The 16,451-nt window shown below is 73.0% G+C and carries 18 protein-coding genes; 8 read left to right on the top strand and 10 right to left on the bottom strand.

The window, feature by feature from the left end; all coding sequences use genetic code 11:
• Positions 1-9 precede the first annotated feature (9 nt).
• Entirely contained in the window at positions 10-504 is a 495-nt protein-coding gene (locus tag MKK70_RS01660; RefSeq protein ID WP_243945530.1) for a YcgN family cysteine cluster protein, read from the bottom strand.
• 250 nt (positions 505-754) lie between these two features.
• Between MKK70_RS01660 and MKK70_RS01655 the strand changes: the two genes are divergently transcribed.
• Genes MKK70_RS01655 through MKK70_RS01645 form a run of 3 tightly spaced genes read left to right on the top strand, consistent with a single transcriptional unit; the run spans position 755 to position 4,439 of the window.
• Positions 755-3,022 (top strand): transglycosylase domain-containing protein, encoded by a 2,268-nt coding sequence (locus MKK70_RS01655; RefSeq protein WP_243945528.1) that lies wholly within the window; start codon positions 755-757, stop codon positions 3,020-3,022.
• Positions 3,023-3,027: 5 nt separating this feature from the next.
• Complete coding sequence (locus MKK70_RS01650; RefSeq protein ID WP_243945527.1) at positions 3,028-3,762, top strand: DUF1214 domain-containing protein; 735 nt, start codon at positions 3,028-3,030, stop codon at positions 3,760-3,762.
• Positions 3,750-4,439, top strand: a complete 690-nt coding sequence (locus MKK70_RS01645; protein WP_243945526.1) for a hypothetical protein — start codon at positions 3,750-3,752, stop codon at positions 4,437-4,439. The genes MKK70_RS01650 and MKK70_RS01645 overlap by 13 nt, the downstream gene beginning before the upstream one ends.
• Positions 4,440-4,460: 21 nt before the next feature.
• On the opposite strand, the gene MKK70_RS01640 is transcribed toward MKK70_RS01645, so the two are convergent.
• Positions 4,461-6,245, bottom strand: coding sequence for a chloride channel protein (locus tag MKK70_RS01640; protein WP_243945525.1), 1,785 nt, complete (start codon positions 6,243-6,245; stop codon positions 4,461-4,463).
• Positions 6,246-6,327: 82 nt separating this feature from the next.
• Here MKK70_RS01640 and MKK70_RS01635 point away from each other — a divergent pair, with 82 nt between their 5' ends.
• The 3 genes from MKK70_RS01635 (at position 6,328) to MKK70_RS01625 (ending at position 7,844) form a co-directional block, all read left to right on the top strand.
• Positions 6,328-6,777, top strand: a complete 450-nt coding sequence (locus MKK70_RS01635; RefSeq protein WP_147729017.1) for a MarR family winged helix-turn-helix transcriptional regulator — start codon at positions 6,328-6,330, stop codon at positions 6,775-6,777.
• Between the two features lie 292 nt (positions 6,778-7,069).
• A complete protein-coding gene (locus tag MKK70_RS01630) occupies positions 7,070-7,465 on the top strand; it encodes an alpha/beta hydrolase family protein (RefSeq protein ID WP_243945524.1) in 396 nt (131 codons plus the stop codon).
• Positions 7,466-7,586: 121 nt separating this feature from the next.
• Positions 7,587-7,844 (top strand): hypothetical protein, encoded by a 258-nt coding sequence (locus MKK70_RS01625; protein WP_243945523.1) that lies wholly within the window; start codon positions 7,587-7,589, stop codon positions 7,842-7,844.
• Between the two features lie 29 nt (positions 7,845-7,873).
• Here MKK70_RS01625 and metB read toward each other — a convergent pair whose 3' ends face one another.
• From metB to MKK70_RS01610, 3 genes are all read right to left on the bottom strand, one after another.
• Entirely contained in the window at positions 7,874-9,037 is a 1,164-nt protein-coding gene (metB, locus tag MKK70_RS01620) for a cystathionine gamma-synthase (RefSeq protein ID WP_243945522.1), read from the bottom strand.
• A gap of 114 nt (positions 9,038-9,151) precedes the next feature.
• Positions 9,152-9,976 carry a hypothetical protein gene (locus tag MKK70_RS01615; RefSeq protein WP_405044454.1) on the bottom strand — a complete coding sequence of 275 codons (825 nt, stop codon included), beginning with the start codon at positions 9,974-9,976 and terminating at the stop codon, positions 9,152-9,154.
• 133 nt (positions 9,977-10,109) lie between these two features.
• On the bottom strand, positions 10,110-10,301 hold the full coding sequence (locus MKK70_RS01610; protein ID WP_243933708.1) for a hypothetical protein: 192 nt from the start codon (positions 10,299-10,301) through the stop codon (positions 10,110-10,112).
• A 541-nt stretch (positions 10,302-10,842) separates the two neighbouring features.
• On the opposite strand from MKK70_RS01610, the gene MKK70_RS01605 reads away from it, so the two are divergent.
• Both MKK70_RS01605 and gshB read left to right on the top strand, forming a co-directional pair.
• Entirely contained in the window at positions 10,843-11,106 is a 264-nt protein-coding gene (locus MKK70_RS01605; protein WP_147729324.1) for a hypothetical protein, read from the top strand.
• Positions 11,107-11,229: 123 nt separating this feature from the next.
• Positions 11,230-12,180, top strand: coding sequence for a glutathione synthase (gene gshB, locus MKK70_RS01600; protein WP_243938243.1), 951 nt, complete (start codon positions 11,230-11,232; stop codon positions 12,178-12,180).
• 125 nt (positions 12,181-12,305) lie between these two features.
• On the opposite strand, the gene MKK70_RS01595 is transcribed toward gshB, so the two are convergent.
• From MKK70_RS01595 to MKK70_RS01575, 5 genes are all read right to left on the bottom strand, one after another.
• Entirely contained in the window at positions 12,306-12,710 is a 405-nt protein-coding gene (locus MKK70_RS01595; protein ID WP_147842843.1) for a BrnA antitoxin family protein, read from the bottom strand.
• Positions 12,697-12,972 carry a BrnT family toxin gene (locus MKK70_RS01590; RefSeq protein WP_147842842.1) on the bottom strand — a complete coding sequence of 92 codons (276 nt, stop codon included), beginning with the start codon at positions 12,970-12,972 and terminating at the stop codon, positions 12,697-12,699. The genes MKK70_RS01595 and MKK70_RS01590 overlap by 14 nt, the downstream gene beginning before the upstream one ends.
• Positions 12,973-13,068: 96 nt before the next feature.
• On the bottom strand, positions 13,069-14,601 hold the full coding sequence (locus MKK70_RS01585) for a cation:proton antiporter (RefSeq protein ID WP_147860059.1): 1,533 nt from the start codon (positions 14,599-14,601) through the stop codon (positions 13,069-13,071).
• Positions 14,602-14,719: 118 nt separating this feature from the next.
• Positions 14,720-14,962 (bottom strand): hypothetical protein, encoded by a 243-nt coding sequence (locus MKK70_RS01580; protein WP_147728911.1) that lies wholly within the window; start codon positions 14,960-14,962, stop codon positions 14,720-14,722.
• Positions 14,959-16,218, bottom strand: a complete 1,260-nt coding sequence (locus tag MKK70_RS01575; RefSeq protein WP_243945519.1) for a helix-turn-helix domain-containing protein — start codon at positions 16,216-16,218, stop codon at positions 14,959-14,961. Before MKK70_RS01575 ends, MKK70_RS01580 begins: the two co-directional genes overlap by 4 nt.
• Positions 16,219-16,451: the final 233 nt, after the last annotated feature.

The following is a 16,451-nucleotide window of genomic DNA, read 5'->3' as shown; positions in this document are numbered from 1 at the left end:
GCCCGGCCCCTACCCCTCCTCGCCCGGCATCGCCGTCGGCCAGTCGACGATCCGGTCCGGGAGCTCGTCGTCGGAGAACTCCTCCTCGTTGCCGGCCATCCGGCCGCGGATCGAGATGCCGGCGTCGTGGACGCTGTTGCGCGAGCCTGAGATCAGCGGGTGCCAGTCGAACAGCGGCTCGCCGTCGCGGACCAGGCGGTAGGCGCAGGTGGGCGGCAGCCACGGGATCGTGCGCACCGCCTCCGGCGTGAGGCGGACGCAGTCCGGCACGCGGACCTGGCGCTTGGCGTAGTCGCGGCAGCGGCAATGGTGGCCGTCGAGCAGCGTGCAGCCGACGTCGGTGTGGTGGACCTCGCCGGTGTCGTCGTCCTCGAGCTTGAGCAGGCAGCAGCGGCCGCAGCCGTCGCACAGGCTCTCCCACTCGGCCGGCGTCATCGCATCGAGGGATTTCTCCCGCCAGAACGGCGGGGCGGCACCCGCGTGGGCGGGCTTGGGGTTCCCCATCGGGAACACCTCTCGTGTCTCAAGGGCTGAAGCGCTCTCCTGTGCCGCATGGGCGCCGGCCGCGCAACCTCGCCCCGGGGCCGCCCCAATCCCGCATCAAGGTTGACGCGACCTTTCTCGGGCGCCCGCCGGACCCATCGCCGCGAGGGCCGCGTTCCATCTCGCGAAAGGCCCCGCAGCTTGGTAGAGAGGGGCACGGCCCCGTCGTCCGCGGGTCCGTCGAGGCGTCTCTAGGAGCCGGAACCCCGTCGTGCGCCTGCCGAACGTCTCTCGTCTCCTCACCCGCATCAGGCACGCGTCGCTGGCCTTCGACGCGTGGGTCAATGCGGGCCTCTACGACAGCGGCGTCTCCGGCGGCGCGGCCTACGGCCGCTTCCAGGAGCGGATGAAGGTCTTCGCCTTCCGCGGCTGGAAGCGGGTCGCGCTCGACCTGACGAGCGAAGCCACGACGCTCGGCACCGGGGCGGCGATCCTGATGCTGGCGATGGCGCAGCCCGCCTTCAACCTCACCAGCGACAACTGGCTGAAGCAGCAGGACCTCGCGGTCACCTTCCTCGACCGCTACGGCACCGAGGTCGGGCGGCGCGGGATCAAGCACGACGACTCGCTCAAGCTCGACGAATTCCCCGACATCATGATCAAGGCCCTGGTCTCGACCGAGGACCGGCGCTTCTACGAGCACTGGGGCATCGACCCGATCGGCACGATGCGGGCGCTGGTCAACAACTCGCGCGGCGGCGGCAACACCCAGGGCGGCTCGTCGATCACGCAGCAGCTCGCCAAGAACCTGTTCCTCACCAACGAGCGCTCGCTAGAGCGCAAGATCAACGAGGCCTTCCTGGCCCTGTGGCTCGAGAGCCACCTGACCAAGAACGAGATCCTGAAGCTCTATCTCGACCGCGCCTACATGGGCGGCGGCACCTTCGGCGCGGTGGCGGCGGCGGACTACTATTTCGGCAAGCCGCTGAAGGACATCAGCCTGGCCGAGGCCGCGATGCTGGCCGGCCTGTTCAAGGCGCCGAGCAAGTACGCGCCGAGCGTCAACCTTCCGGCGGCCCGCGCGCGCGCCGTCGACGTGCTGCACAACATGGTCGAGGCCGGCTTCGTCACCGAGGGGCAGATCCAGACGGCGCTGCGCAACCCGGCGACGCCGGTGACGCGCACCCGCGACATCACCGCCGACTACTACCTCGACTGGGCCTTCGGCGAGATCAAGGCCATGGCCGACGCGGGCAAGTTCAAGAGCGACCGGGTGCTGACGGTGAAGACGCCGCTCGACCTCGGCATCCAGAAGCGCGCCGACCAGGTGGTGGCCGACATCCTGCGCAAGTCCGGCGAGGCCTACGACGTCGACGAGGCGGCGATGGTGATCCTCGATCCCGACGGCGCCCTGCGCGCGATGGTCGGCGGCGCCGATTACGGCGAGAGCCAGTTCAACCGCGCCACCGACGCGCTGCGCCAGACCGGCTCGTCGTTCAAGCCCTACGTCTACGCGGCGGCGCTGAGCTCGGGCCTGTTCCGGCCGGACACGGTGGTGGTCGACAGCCCCGTCTGCCTCGGCAACTGGTGCCCGCAGAATTACGGCCGCTCCTATTCCGGGCGCCAGCCGATGTGGCTCGCGGTGGCCAAATCGATCAACACGATCCCGATCAAGGTCTCGATCGCCATCGGCAAGGGCCTCGGGATCAAGGGCGACTTCCCGGCGGCGAAGGCGGGCCGCGCCAAGATCATCGACACGGCCCACCGCATGGGCATCACCACCCCGCTGGTCGATTCCGTCTCGCTGCCGATCGGCTCGGCCGAGGTGACGGTGATCGACCAGGCCGCGGCCTACGCGGTGTTCGCCAACGGCGGGCGCAAGGCGAAGCCCTACGCGGCCTCCGAGGTGAAGAACTCCAGCGGCGAGGTGATCTACCGGCACGACGACGAGAAGCCCGAGCAGGTGCTCTCGACCCAGGTCGTGGCCGACATGAACTACATGCTGAACAAGGTGGTCGAGGAGGGCACCGGCCGCCGCGCGCAGCTCGAGGGCATGAAGGTCGCGGGCAAGTCCGGCACCACGAACGCCTACCGCGACGCGTGGTTCGTCGGCTACACCGGCAACTACGTCGCCGCGGTCTGGTTCGGCAACGACGACCACACCTCGACCAACAAGATGACCGGCGGCTCGCTCCCCGCCTCCGCCTGGCACGACGTGCTCGAGGTCGCCCACCAGGGCATCGAGCTCAAGCCCCTGCCGGGGCTCAAGGCCCCGAACGCCGCCGCCGCCCAGGCCGCCGCCGCCGCCCCGACCGATCCGGCCGCGACCAGCTACGGCAAGCTCTCGCGCCGGAGCTTCGAGGTGATCGGCGGCCTCAACGGCCTGTTCCGCACCGTCGAGCGGGCCCGGCCCGATGCGGGCGAGGCCAAGCCCGCCGCCGGCGAGCCGCGCCCGGGCGCGAGCCTGGCGCCGGCCGCCACGACCCGCGACGTCGCCGAAGGCACCCGCTCCGTCGGCGGCCGCTTCGAGACCCGGTGACGGCCATGGCGTCGGGCATCGATCCGGCCGCGACGGCGGTCGCGCCGCAGGCCGCGGACGCGCGGCGCGAGCCGAGCCCGCCGCAAGGCACCGACAGGGGCACGGACAGGGGCACCGGCACGGCCGCCGGCCGCCTGCGGAAGCTCGCCTCCGGCGCCTCGCCGGCCGCGCTCGCCCTCTACGCGCTCGCGCTCGGCGCCGGCCTCGGGCTTGCCAGCGCCGACTGGGCGACGCGGGGCGGCTACCCGTTCGGCGGCGTCACGGTGGGGGCCTGGACCGCGTGGCCGCGGGCCGGCTCGACCGCGGCCGACCCCTATACCCGCGCCGTCAACGCCCGCCGCGGCGAGGTGCCGCTCGCCGTCGGCGAGGGTCTGCTGCTCACCGCCGCGGTCGACGATGCCGGGCGGGCGCTCGATGCGACCTGCACCTACCGCATCGCCGGCGTCACCCCGCCGGCCCGCGCCTGGACGCTGACGGTGGCCGGCCGCGGCGCGCCCGAGCCGGGCCGCCAGCCGGTGCGCGAGGGCTTCACCGCCACCGAGATCCTGCGCGAGGCCGACGGGCGCTTCGCGATCCTCCTCGGCCCCGAGGTCGAGCCCGGCAACTGGCTGCCGAGCCCGCGCGCCAGCGGGCCGATCCGGCTGGCGCTGCGCCTCTACGACACCCCCGTGGCCGCCAGCGCCGGGACGCTCGACCGCGACGCCGTCCCCGCCATCACCCGGACGGGATGCGCCTCGTGAACCTGCGCGTGCTCTACGCCACCGCCTGCGGGCTGGCGCTCGCCGGCATCGTCCACGTGGCGACGGTGCTCGCGATTCCCGCCCTGTCGGAGACCGACGCCCTCACCCGCGCCCGCTCCAGCGAGAGCCTGGAGCACCCGCAGCGGGTCTACACGCTGGCGACCCACGGCGAGGCGGCGCCGGCCGAGGCGTGGCTGCCGATCCCCGACCCGTCGGTCGCGGTCGGCGTCTGCGCCTACGACCTTGACGACGGCCCGATGCGGGTCTCGGCCCGCACCGGCGCGATGATGCTGTCGCTGGCGGTGCACGGGCGGAAGGGCGCCTTCTACGCGGTGACCGACCAGGCGGCGGTGCGCGGCGCCCTCGACCTCGTGGTGCTGACCCGGGCGCAGTACGACGCGGCGCTCGCCAGCGACGACGAGAACGAGCCGAGCCGCGACGTGCGCATCGTCGCCCCGAGCGACCAGGGATTCGTCGTGGTCCGCGTCATCGCCGCCCTGCCGAGCCAGCGGCAGGCCGCCAACGACGCGGTGCAGGCGGTCTCCTGCACCACCGACAGCCCGGACGAGCCGGATCCCGACCTGGCGCCGGCCAGCGCGTCGCCGGCGAGCCCGCCGCCCGCAAGTCCCTCGCCGACAAGCCCGCCGCCGGCCGGCCGCGCCAAGCCGAACGGCTGACGTGGAGCCGAACGGCCGACGTCACGCCGTCGGCGCCGGCCGCTTCCGCGCGAAGTAGGCCCGGCGCTCGGCCTCCGACCGGTTCACGGCGGCGCGGACCTGCAGCAGGTCCTTGCGCGTGACGAGCCCGACCAGCGCGCCGGTCTCCGCATCGGTCACCGGCAGGCGGCCCTGGCCGGTCGTCAGCATCAGGTCGACGGCGTGCGCCGCGACGTCGCCCGGATGGACGACGGCCAGCGACCCATCCGAGACCCGCTCGCTCAGCCGCTCGCCCGCGCGGTTCCCCTCCGCCCGCCACAGCAGCGCGTCGCCGCGGGTGACGAGGCCGACGGGGCGGTGCGCGCCGTCCACCACCGGGTAGGCGTCGTGGCGCCCCGCCTCCACCGCCGCGACCGCCTCGGCGAGCGTCAGGCCGGCGTCGAGCGTCTCGACCGCGGGCACCATCACCGCGGCGACGCGGGTGAGCTCGTAGGGGTCGATGCCGTATTCGCGGGTGATGTGCTGGCCGCGCCGCGCGATCTTCTCCGTCAGGATCGAGCGCTTGAGCAGCAGCACCGTCACCCCGTAGGCAGCCGCCGACGCCGCCAGCAGCGCCGGCAGCGCGTGGACGTCGCCGGTCAGCTCGACGGCGAACAGCGTGCCGGTGAGCGGCGCCCGCATCGTGCCGCCGAGCATCGCCGCCATGCCGAGCAGGGCCCAGAACCCGGGCTCGCCCGGCAGCACCGACCCGACGAGCCAGCCCATCGCCCCGCCGAGGATCAGCAGCGGCGCGAGCACGCCGCCCGAGGTGCCGGACGAGAGCGCGACGAGCCAGATCGCCGCCTTGACCAGCAGGATCAGCAGGACGGCCCGGACCAGCATGTGCCCGCCAAGCAGGTCGGCGATGACGTCGTAGCCGACGCCGAGGGCGCGCGGCTCGACCAGCCCGCCGAGGCCGACGGCGAGGCCGCCGAGCGCCGGCCACCACATCCAGTGGATCGGCAGGCGCTCGAACGCGTCCTCGATCGCGTAGAGCAGCGTCGTCAGCGCGCCCGAGAGCAGCCCCGCGACGACGCCGACGGCGACGCAGGCGGCGAGCCCCCACCACGGCAGCACCGGGTCGGCGGCGAAGGGGAAGAGCGGGCCGGACCCGAACAGCGCCGGCCGCAGCATCGTGGCGGTGACGGCGGCGGCCACCACCGGGATGAAGCTGCGCGGGCGCCACTCGAACAGCAGCAGCTCCACCGCGAGCAGCACCGCGGCGACCGGCGTGCCGAAGATCGCGGTCATGCCGGCGGCGGCGCCGGCGACGAGGAGCGTCTTCCGCTCGGCGGCGCTCAAGTGGAAGAACTGCGCGAACAGCGAGCCGATGGCGCCGCCGGTCATGATGATCGGCCCCTCGGCGCCGAACGGGCCGCCGGTGCCGATCGAGATCGCGGACGAGACCGGCTTCAGCACGGCGACCTTCGGCGACATGCGGCTGCCGCCGATCAGGATCGCCTCGATCGCCTCGGGAATGCCGTGGCCGCGGATCTTCTCGGAGCCGAACCGCGCCATCAGGCCGATGACCAGGCCGCCGAGCGGCGGCACGCAGACCATCCAGAGCGACGGCGTCGCCCGCGCCAGCGAGGTCGCCGCCGCGTCGACCCGGCCGAACCAGACGAGGTTCGTCACGACGGCGATCAGCGCGAGCAGGGCCCAGGCCGCGACCGTGCTGCCGAGGCCGATGATCACGGCCATGGCGCAGAGGCGGACGAGGCGTCGGTCGGTCCGGAAATCGCCGAGAACCCGACGCCCGGCGGGCGCGGCTGGCTGGGTGGCCTGCATGCGGTCGAACCTACTGTAGGATGCGGTGACGCCCGATATATATCGTAATACGATATATTAAACCCCTGACCGGAGATGCCCGATGGATTCGGATGCGGGGCCCGTCCTCTCGCGGGAGGCCTATGCCGCGATCGCGCGCTTCCGGCTGGAGCTGCGGCGCTTCCTCGCCTTCAGCGAGGCGGCGGCCGGCAAGGTCGGCCTGCCGGCGCAGCAGCATCAGGCGCTGCTGGCGATCGCCGGGCATGACGGGCCGCCCACCGTCGGGTTCGTGGCCGAGCAGCTGCTGATCGCGCCGCAGACCGCGGCGGAGCTGGTCGCCCGCATGGTCGACAAGGGCTTCCTGACCAAGGCCGCTGAGGCCCGGGACCGGCGCCGCATGGCGCTGACGCTGACGCCGAAGGCGATGGCGGTGCTGCAGCAGCTGACGACGGCCCATCTCGCCGAGCTGCAGACGCTGGAGCCGGCGCTGGCCACCGCCCTGGCCACGGCCCTCGACCGCGTGCACGGCCGGCCCGACGCCGGGTGCCCTTGAGGAGCGCCGGGCTTGCGGAACCGGGGCGCTCCGGTCCGAATGCCGGGCGGAGCGGCCGTGGGCCGGCGGCGCGGGAGGACGACCTCGATGATCGAGCTGATCCCGCGGGCGCACCTGTTCGGCAACCCGCTGCGGACCGCCTACCGGATCAGCCGCGACGGGACGCGGCTGGCCTGGCTCGCGCCGGTCGAGGGCGTGCTGAACCTCCGGGTCGGGCCGGCCGGCGACCCGGCTTCCGGCGCGCCGGTGACCGCCGACCGCCACCGCGGCATCCGCGACTACGAATGGGCCTATGACGGGCGCCACCTGCTCTACCTGCAGGACACGGACGGCGACGAGAACCACCGACCCGCTGGCCTACGCGGTCGACCGCGCGCGCTCGCCGGTCCACGTCGCCGACCGGATCCGGGTGCCGCTGCTGATCGCGCAGGGCGCGAACGATCCGCGGGTGCGGCAGGCGGAATCCGACCAGATGGTCGCGGCGCTCGTCGCCAAGCGCATCCCGGTCACCTACCTGCTGTTCCCCGACGAGGGCCACGGCTTCGCCCGGCCGGAGAACAGCCTCGCCTTCCACGCCCGGGCCGAAGCCTTCCTCGGCCGCCACCTCGGCGGCCGCGTCGAGCCGATCCACCGGCACGAGGCCGAGGGACGCGCAATGCGGATCCTGCGCGACGATCCGCCGGCCTGAGAACGGTCGCCTGCGTCGCGACGCGATCCCCTCACGAAAGCGTGTGGCGATCCGCGGCCGAATTGTATGGATTTTGTATTCAAACCGGCAACCTTCCGACCGGTACGTTCGTACCGATGGCATGGTCAACGACAACGTGCATTCCCTGCAAGCGATCGCCGACGCCCTAGGGCTGCCCGTGGAAGCCTTCGCGGCCGGAGCGCAAGGGGACCGAGCGCAAGGGGCCGGAGAGCGAGAGGCCGGAGCACAGTCGGCCGGCGAACTCGGCGAGCTGGCGTCCCTGCTGCAGCTCTGGCTCTCGATCCGCGATCCCCAGGCCCGGCGCCGCGTCCTCAACGCGATGCGCGGCGAAGCGGAACGCCCGGGCAGCGGCGGCTGAGCCGGCGCGGGCGGCCGCCGCGCGGACCTTCAGGCGGGCGGGAGGGCGTCGAGCGCGCGGGACAGGTCGGCCAGGAGGTCGTCCTCCGCCTCGAGCCCGATCGACAGCCGCAGCAGCCCGCCGGTGATGCCGGCGATCGCGCGCGCGTCGGGATCCATCGCCGCATGGGTCATGGTCTCGGCGTGCGAGATCAGGCTCTCGACCCCGCCGAGGGACTCGGCCAGCGTGAACACCCGCAGCACCGCCACGAACCGCCGCACTGCCTCGCGCCCGCCCGCGAGCTCGAAGCTCAGCATGGCGCCGAAGCCGCTCTGCTGCGCCTTGGCGAGGGCGTGGCCCGGATGGGTCTCAAGGCCGGGATAGTACACCGCGGCGACGGCCGGGTGGGCGGCCAGGAACGCGGCGAGACGCCCGGCGGTCTTCTGCTGCTGCTCGATCCGCACGAACAGGGTGCGCACGCCCCGCAGCGTGAGGTAGGCGTCGAACGGCGAGCCGGTGACGCCGATGGTGTTGGCCCAGGCGGCGAGCTCGTCGCCGACCTTGGCGTCGGCCGCGACCACCGCGCCCCCGACCACGTCGGAATGCCCGTTGAGGAACTTGGTGGTCGCGTGCACGACGAGGTCGGCCCCGAGCGCCAGGGGCCGCTGCAGGGCCGGCGACAGGAAGGTGTTGTCGACCACCGAGAGTGCGCCGGCCTCGCGGGCGAGCCCGGTGACGCGGCGGACGTCGACGACGCGCATCAGCGGGTTGCTCGGCGTCTCGATCAGCACGACCTTGGGCCTTCCCGCGAAGGCCGCGGCCAAAGCCGCCGGGTCGTTCTGGTCGACGAAGGCAACCGTGTAGTGCCCGCGCGCGCTGCGCAGGCTGAGCAGGCGGTGCGTGCCGCCGTAGCAATCGTGCGGGGCGATCAGGAGGTCGCCCGGCCGCAGGCTCGACAGCGCCAGGTCGAGGGCCGCCATGCCGCTCGACACCACGACCGCGCGGGCGCCGCCCTCGAGCTTGGCGATGGTGTCGGCGAGCTGGTCGCGCGTCGGGTTGCCCAGCCGCGAGTAGTCGTACGGCCCCGGCTTCTCGAAGGCCGGGAACTTGTAGGTCGTCGAGAGATGGATCGGGGCGATGACAGCGCCGTACGCGGTGTCCTCGGCCACGCCGTTGGTGGCCGCGATCGTGCGCGCTGCTTTCGGTTCGGTCATCGCTTCCCCTCCTCCCGGGAATCGGTCCGCGGTGCGATCCGACGGCCCTGCCGAGGCGTTCTTTATAGAGGACGAAACGATCTTACAACGGAACGTGGCGTCGCGTGCCGCCTTTCAGTCCTTCACGACCAGCGGGCGCACCGGCGGCAACGCCGCGGCCCCATCCTCGCCGGGCACGAGGCCGCAGCGGAAGGCGGCCTCGCGCGGGAGCAGCGGGTCGAGCAGCGCGCGGCGGGCGGCGAGCACGCCGATGCTGCGCTCCGCCCCCACGGCCTCCGGGCCGGGCAGCGCGACGACGAGGTGCTCGACCGCGTAGCGGTAGCGCGCGGTGCGCTCGGCCAGTTCGAGCCGGACCCAGGCGATCAGGCATCGGTTCTCAGCCACCCGCATGGCGGCGTTGCGCACGTCGACATCGTCGAGCGCCCTGGCGAAGGGAAGGCTGCGCAGCCGCAGGGCGTCGGCGTCGATCACCCGTGCGGCGATCGCGACGAAGGGCGGGATCAGCCGGGCGTCGGCGGTCGCGTCCTCGGACAGCCGGCGGTAGCGCGAGACCGGCGAGCGGGCGGGCTCGGCGACGAGGGCGTCGTGATAGGCGGCGACGTCCCCCGGGCGCCACGACGGCGGCAGCACGCGGGCGCGGGTAAGGTTGGCGAGCACGTCGACGAACGCGGCCTCGGGGGCCGCCGGCATCAGGAAGCGCCAGGCGCGCGCGCGCAGCGTCTGCTCCTCGTCGGTCAGCGGGAAGGCGGAGGCCGGCTCCTCGCGCTCGCGGGCGGCCAGCGTCCCGGTGGTCTCGACCAGGCTGTTCCAGGCGCCGGCCTTCGGGCGGCCGAAATCGCCCTCCTGGGCGCAGGCGGCCAGCAGCGCGGTGAGGAGCGCGGCGGTGAGCGCGCAGGTCGCGACCGGGCTCGCGCGGCGTCGGGCGCCGGCGATCGGAATCGGCACGCGCCGGGCCTGACTCGGCCGGGGCTGACTCGGCCGGCCCTGACTTGGCATGGTCCGCCTCGTTCGGGTGTCGATGGGGTGGGATGCGGGGATCGTCGGGCCGGCGGGTCGCCCGCCGGGGGCCGGATCAGGAGGCGAGGCGCTCGTAGCGCACGCCGAGGAACAGCAGGATCTCGCCGCGGCGCTCGCCGGCCTCGGGACGCCGGGGGGGCCGGGGCGCGGCGGGGAACGGCACCACGCGGCCGGCCGGCACGCGCGGCGCGACGTCGTCGACGGCCGGCGGGTCGGAACGGAGGGCGGCGGGTCGGGAGACGGTCATGGGGGGCACCTGTCGGCTGATCCGGGCATCGCGCCCGGGCCCCGGGGCGGGGCGTCGGCAAGGGCGACGGCGTGTCGATGGCCGGCAGATCAGCACGCCATGGTTAACGCATCGTTTCCCGGAGGCGCGCGCGCCCGAACGGCGTGCGGGGCCGCATCGCGCGGCGCGTGCCGGCCCCGGCACGCCGTTGGCCTGCCCCTTGCAGGACCGGATCCGCCCATGGCGGGCGTTTCCTCCCAACGACTGGGCCCTGCTCGCGACCCGGGCGGGGCCCTTCTTCTGCGCCGGGCCGATCCGTGCCGGCGGACGCCGTCGCCCGGGGGATCGCGGCCGATGCTGCGTTGCGGTGGCGGAGCAGCCGAAGCGGAACCGTCGCACGGTCAGGGCGCTTGCCTAGCGACCGTCGGGCCCGATATGCCGTGCCATTCGCGGATGCGCCCCTCGCGGACCCGCCGCCCGGGATTCCATGACCGACAAGCAAGGACCACGCTGGATGCGACTGGACACGTTTCGACACGCCCGTGGCGCAAGGCTGCCCCGGATGCTCCGCCCGGTGGCGCTGGCGGCCCTCCCGCTCGCCCTGCTGGCGCTCGCCGGCAGCCCGGCGCAGGCCCAGCGCGAGGACCAGGGGCTGCAGCTCGGCTGCGCCAACGACTATTTCCGCCTCTGCGCGGGCGTCGACCCGAACAGCCCGGCGGCCGAGGCCTGCATGACGCGCAACCGCAAGCGCCTGTCGCCCGAGTGCCGCAACGCCATCGGCGACTACGACAAGCGCACCGGCGGCAAGTCGATGCCGGAGGATTGAGCGGTCCGGGCGCGTCCGCGACGCGTCCGAAGCGACGATGGGGACGACGAGCGGCCGGCTCGGTCCGGGGGGATGCGGCGATTCCCCGGGGAGCCGGCCGCGTCATGAGTGGAGCCCAACGACATGGCTTTGACCGTTGCGGTCCAGATGGACCCGATCCAGGCGATCCGCATCGCCGGCGACACCACCTTCGCCCTGCTGCTCGAGGCGCAGGCGCGCGGCCACCGGCTGATCTACTACACCCCCGACCGGCTCTCGATGCAGGGCCGCCGCGTCACCGCGCGGGTGCAGGCGCTGACCGTGCAGGACGTGGAGGGCGCGCACGCGACGCTCGGCGAGATCGAGCGGATCGACCTGTCGGAGGCCGACGTGGTGCTGATGCGCCAGGACCCGCCCTTCGACATGGCCTACATCACCGCGACCCACATGCTGGAGAAGATCCACCCGCAGACGCTGGTGGTAAACAACCCGGCCGAAGTCCGCAACGCGCCGGAAAAGCTCTTCGTCCTCGACTTCCCCGACCTGATGCCGCCGACGCTGATCTCCCGCGACAAGGCGGAGATCGAGGACTTTCGCCGCGAGCACGGCACCGTGGCGATGAAGCCGCTGCACGGCCACGGCGGCGCGGCGGTGTTCCGCGTCTCCGAGACCGACCCGAACTTCGGCTCGATGTTCGACCTGTTCTCGGTCACCTTCCGCGAGGCGTGGGTGGTGCAGCGCTTCCTCGAGAAGATCACCGAGGGCGACAAGCGCATCATCCTGGTCGACGGCGAGCCGATGGGCGCGATCAACCGCGTGCCGGCCCTGAACGACATCCGCTCCAACATGGTCCGCGGCGGCGCCGCCCGGCCCTCCGACCTGACCGAGCGGGAGCGCGAGATCTGCGCCACGATCGGCCCGGAGCTGCGCCGCCGCGGCCTGATCCTCGTCGGCATCGACGTGATCGACGGGCACCTCACCGAGATCAACGTCACCTCCCCGACCGGCATCCGCGCGATCAAGCGCCTGGGCGGCCCGGACCTCGCCGTGAGCGTGTGGGACGCGATCGAGGCGCGCGTGGGCGCGCAGGTCTGAAGCCTTTTCGAGCGAGGTGGATGCCGGCTCGCGTGAAGACAGTGCGACATCACAACAAGGGAGAGCATTGTCCGTGACCTAGTGATCACGGACAATGTTCTAGGGCGCGTCCCTCGCCTTTGCGGTCAGGCGGTGCGCTTGATCGCGCGCCGCTCGGCCGAGGGCGCCTGCGTCCCGTCGTGGACGGCGCGATTCCGATCAGGGCGAGGGTCGCGTTGGGTGTGCGTCGCCAGCCCGGCTGCGAGCGCCGCGTTCATTCGCGTCTGCCAGCCCGGCCCGCCCGCCTTGTAGGCGTCCAGCACCTCCGCCGGCACGCGCAGGGAGACCGGGACGCTGCGCCGCTCGACCTTCGGCCGGCCGGCCCTCTTGGTGAAGGCCTCGGCCATCGCGGGCGGCATCCCTTCGACGCCGGGCCTGGCGCGCGCCAGCTCCGCATCGGTCAGGGGCGGCGTGTCGGACACGGCATCCCAATCCGCCTGGGTATAGGCGTCGTTCGGGACGTAGCTCGGGGCAGGATCACGCTTGCTCATAGGACGCTCGCTCCTTCCGGCCGGCACGCCGCACGCTGATCACGTCGATCACCTCGGAGCCGAGCGGCGAAACGATCGCCACGACGACCGTTTCCCCGTGCCACGTCCCGATCAGCTTGAAGCGGGCGCGTCCGGTGCGGCTCGGCTTGGCGGCGATGTTCAGGAAGCGGTCGAAACTGAAGGCCTCCTCGAACGCAGCGAGATCGAAGCCGTGCTTGACGATGTTCGCCTGTCGCTTCGGCTCGTCGAAGGCGAACCTCATGGTTCCGGTCTACACCGAAACCCGACGTCCGCAAGCCTATTTCGGTATATACAGCCCGACGGTGGCGGCACGTGATCCCATCCGTTCTGGCCGATCTCACGTCTCCGATTTCGGCGTCGCGTTCAACTCGGCCCAATCGAACTCCTCCTCCAGCACGAAGTAGGCGTCGTCGCCGATCGCGCCCTCGCGGCGCAGGCGCATGACCGTGTCGCGGGCGGCGCCGATGGCGCGGCGGCGCAGGCCGTCGGTGGGCAGCGATTCCGGGGCGCGGCCCTCGTCGTGGTCCTCGGCCGCCGCGAGCGCGCCGCGAAGCTCCTCGCGCAGGGCCTCGGTGCCGGCGTCGTCCTCGGCCCCCTCGAGGCTGTCGAGCGCCGCGCGGTAGGCTTCGGCCCGGGCGCGGCCCACCTCGCGGCCGACCGGGTCGTCGTCCTCGAGGCCGAGCCGGGCGAGCAGCGGGTTCAGGGTCAGGCCCTGGACCACGAGGGTGCCGAGCACCGTGCCGAAGGCGGCGAACACGATGAGGTCGCGCTGGGGGAAGCCCTGCGGCAGGGCGAGCGCCGTGGCGATGGTGAGGATGCCGCGCATCCCCGCCCACGACACCGCGATCGCGCCGCGGAAGGCGTGGCGGCCGGGCTCGGCGAAGGCGAGGCCGGGCAGGGCGGAGGCCGGCAGCACCCAGGCGATCCGCACCAGCACCACCGTGGCGAAGACCGCGCCGGCGAGCGCGAGCGCGCCGAGCTGGTCGGCGCCGGCGAGGCGCTGCAGGATCGGGCCGATCTGGATGCCGATCAGCACGAAGGCCAGCACGTTGAGCACGAACACCGCGGTGTTCCAGACCGCGTAGGAGATGATGCGGGTGCGCGGCGCGGTGATGCCGGGGGTGCCGCGCGCCACGGTGATCGCGAAGGCGACCAGCGTCAGCACCCCCGACATCTCCAGGCGCTCGGCCGCGATCCAGATGCCGAAGGCGGCCACGAACTGCAGCACGATGGTGCTGGCCGCATCTTGCACCCGCCGCATCCCGGCGACGAAGGCGAACCCCGCGAGCGGCCCGACGACCAGGCTCGCGACCACGCCGACGAGGAAGGTCGGGCCGACCTCGGAGGCGTGGAAGGCGCCGCTCGCGGCGGCCGCGACGCCGAGCCGGTAGATCAGCAGCGAGCCGGCATCGTTGAGCAGGCTCTCGCCGCGCAGGATGGTGGTGAGGCGGTGCGGCAGCGAGACGTGGCGCAGCACCGAGAGCGCGGCCACCGCGTCGGGCGGCGCGACGATCGCGCCGAGCACGATGCAGGCGGCGAGCGGCATGCCCGGCACCAGCAGCTTGGCGACGACGGCGACGGCGATCGTCGTCACCGCCACCGCGCCGAAGGCGAGGCCAGCGATCGGGCGCCAGTTCACCCGCAGGTCGCGCAGCGAGGTGGCGTAGCCGGCATCCATCAGCACGGGGGCGAGGAACAGCGCCAGCGCCAGCTCGGGGTCGAGCTCGAGGTTCGGCACGCCCGGCACGAAGGCCAGCCCGACGCCGCCGAGCGCCAGGAAGGCCGGATACGGCGCCCCGATCCGCCGCGCGAAAGCAGCCAGAAGCACCGCGCCGAACAGGACGCCGACGACCCAATCGAAGATGATCATGGATCGGAGATAGGGCGCTGCGGGCGGCGCGGCGCACGCCCCGGCGGAGCAAGCTCGGGATTTGCCGAACCCAGGACTTGCCCAGCTCAGGACTTGCCCAGTTCAGGACTTGCCCAGCTCAGGATTTGCCGAGCCGGTCGCGGATCCAGGCCTGTGCCGCGTCGAGGTCGACGAAGACGGGGGCCCGCGGGTCGTCGAGCGGCCCGAAGCCGGCCTCCAGGAACCAGCGGCCCGCCCCGTCCTCGTGCTGGTCGGACAGGCGCACCAGCACGGCGACGAGGAAGCCGTCGGAGAAGACGAGCCGGCTCTCGTGGTCGTCGCTTCCCGTGGCGACCTGCACGGGCTGCAGGAACAGGCTCATGCGGCGGCCCGCTCGCCGAGATGGAGGTAGTTGGGCTTGAATTCGGCCAGCGCCCTCAGCCGGGGCAGGTCGAGGATCCGCACCCGCTTGCCGCGGAACTCGATGAGCCCGGACCGGCGCAGCTCCTGCAGCGTGCGGTTGAGGTGCACGTTCGACAGGCCGGTGGTGTCGGCGAGATCCAGCTGCGTGAGCGGCAGGTCGTAGCTGTCGTCCTCGGCCAGCCCCACCACCTGCAGCCGGATGCGAAGCTCGCAGAACAGGTGCGCGAGCCGCTCCAGGGCCGAGCGGCAGCCGACGTTCACCAGCCATTCGCGCAGCGTCGCCTCGTCCACCAGCGTGGTCATCCGGAGCGCGCGGGCGATCCGGGGATGGCTCTCCATCACCTCGACCACCGTCCTCGGCGGGATCAGCACCACGCGGCAGGCCGACAGCGTGGTGATCGAGTGGTCCATCGCGTCCAGCAACGCCGCGTCGAGGTCGCAGAGGTCGCCCGGGACCAGGTAGGCGGTGATCTGGCGGGTGCCGGTGGCGCGCACCTTGTGGCGGCAGGCGATGCCCTCCAGGATCATGAACACGCCCTGCGGCGCGTCGCCCTCGCGGGCGAGGTCGGTCTGCGACGGGACGATCCGCGACGGGGCGCTGATCCGCTCCAGCAGCGCCTCGTCGGCCTCCGACAGGGCCGCGAAGCCCTCGAGCTTGCGCACGAGCGGGTTGCGGCCCCTCGCCGCCCGAAGCCGCCGGACCGGTGCGGTCGGCGCATCGCCGGCGGGCGCGCGGCCGACGGGCTCGACGTGGGTCGGGGGCGCATGGACCGCCCCCTCATGCGCCGGCGCCGATCCGGCGGCGGCCAAAGCCGGCTCGTCGAGGGCGGGCTGGTCGATGGCCGGCTCGTCGAGGGTCAGCGCGTCGAGCAGGGCCACCACGTCCCAGGGCAGCGCCGGCTTGCGCAGCCAGGGCTCGTCCCGGACGTCGCGGGCGGCGGGGTCGTCGCGCTCGAGGCCGGAATGGACGAGGAAGGGCAGCCGGCACTGGCGCAGCCGCGCGATCAGGGCGTCGGAGGGTCCTTCCTTGAGCACCAGGTCGACGACCGCCACGCTCGGCGCCTCCCGCTCCAGTGACAGCAGCGCCTCGGCCGCCGTCGCGAACGGCCCGATCACCCGGTAGCCCGCCCCCTCCAGGGCGTCGCTCAAATCCATGGCGACGATCGCGTCGGCTTCGGCGACCAGCACCGCCGGTTGCTGGGCCACGTCTTTCATTCGGATCTCCGGACGCGAAGGCGGCCGCCCCTTCGAGCAGCGCAGAGAGCAAGGTTTCGAATTCTAGACATACGCGAATGCCGCCCGGAAGAGGCACGGGAGCTTCAGTATGATAGCCAACACTTGGGTCTGTCTGCAATCATACAAACATCGAGGCGCGAAACTTTTCGATTGACCTCGCCGCGGGCGAGCGCTCATCTGGCCCATCGCCTGCCGGGGAGACGAGGCGCGGG

The sequence above is a fragment of the Methylobacterium sp. E-041 genome (genome assembly GCF_022829665.1).
In the GTDB taxonomy this organism is placed as follows: domain Bacteria; phylum Pseudomonadota; class Alphaproteobacteria; order Rhizobiales; family Beijerinckiaceae; genus Methylobacterium.
Note: the sequence above shows the minus strand (reverse complement) of the source record. Positions and strands in the feature narration are given on the sequence as shown.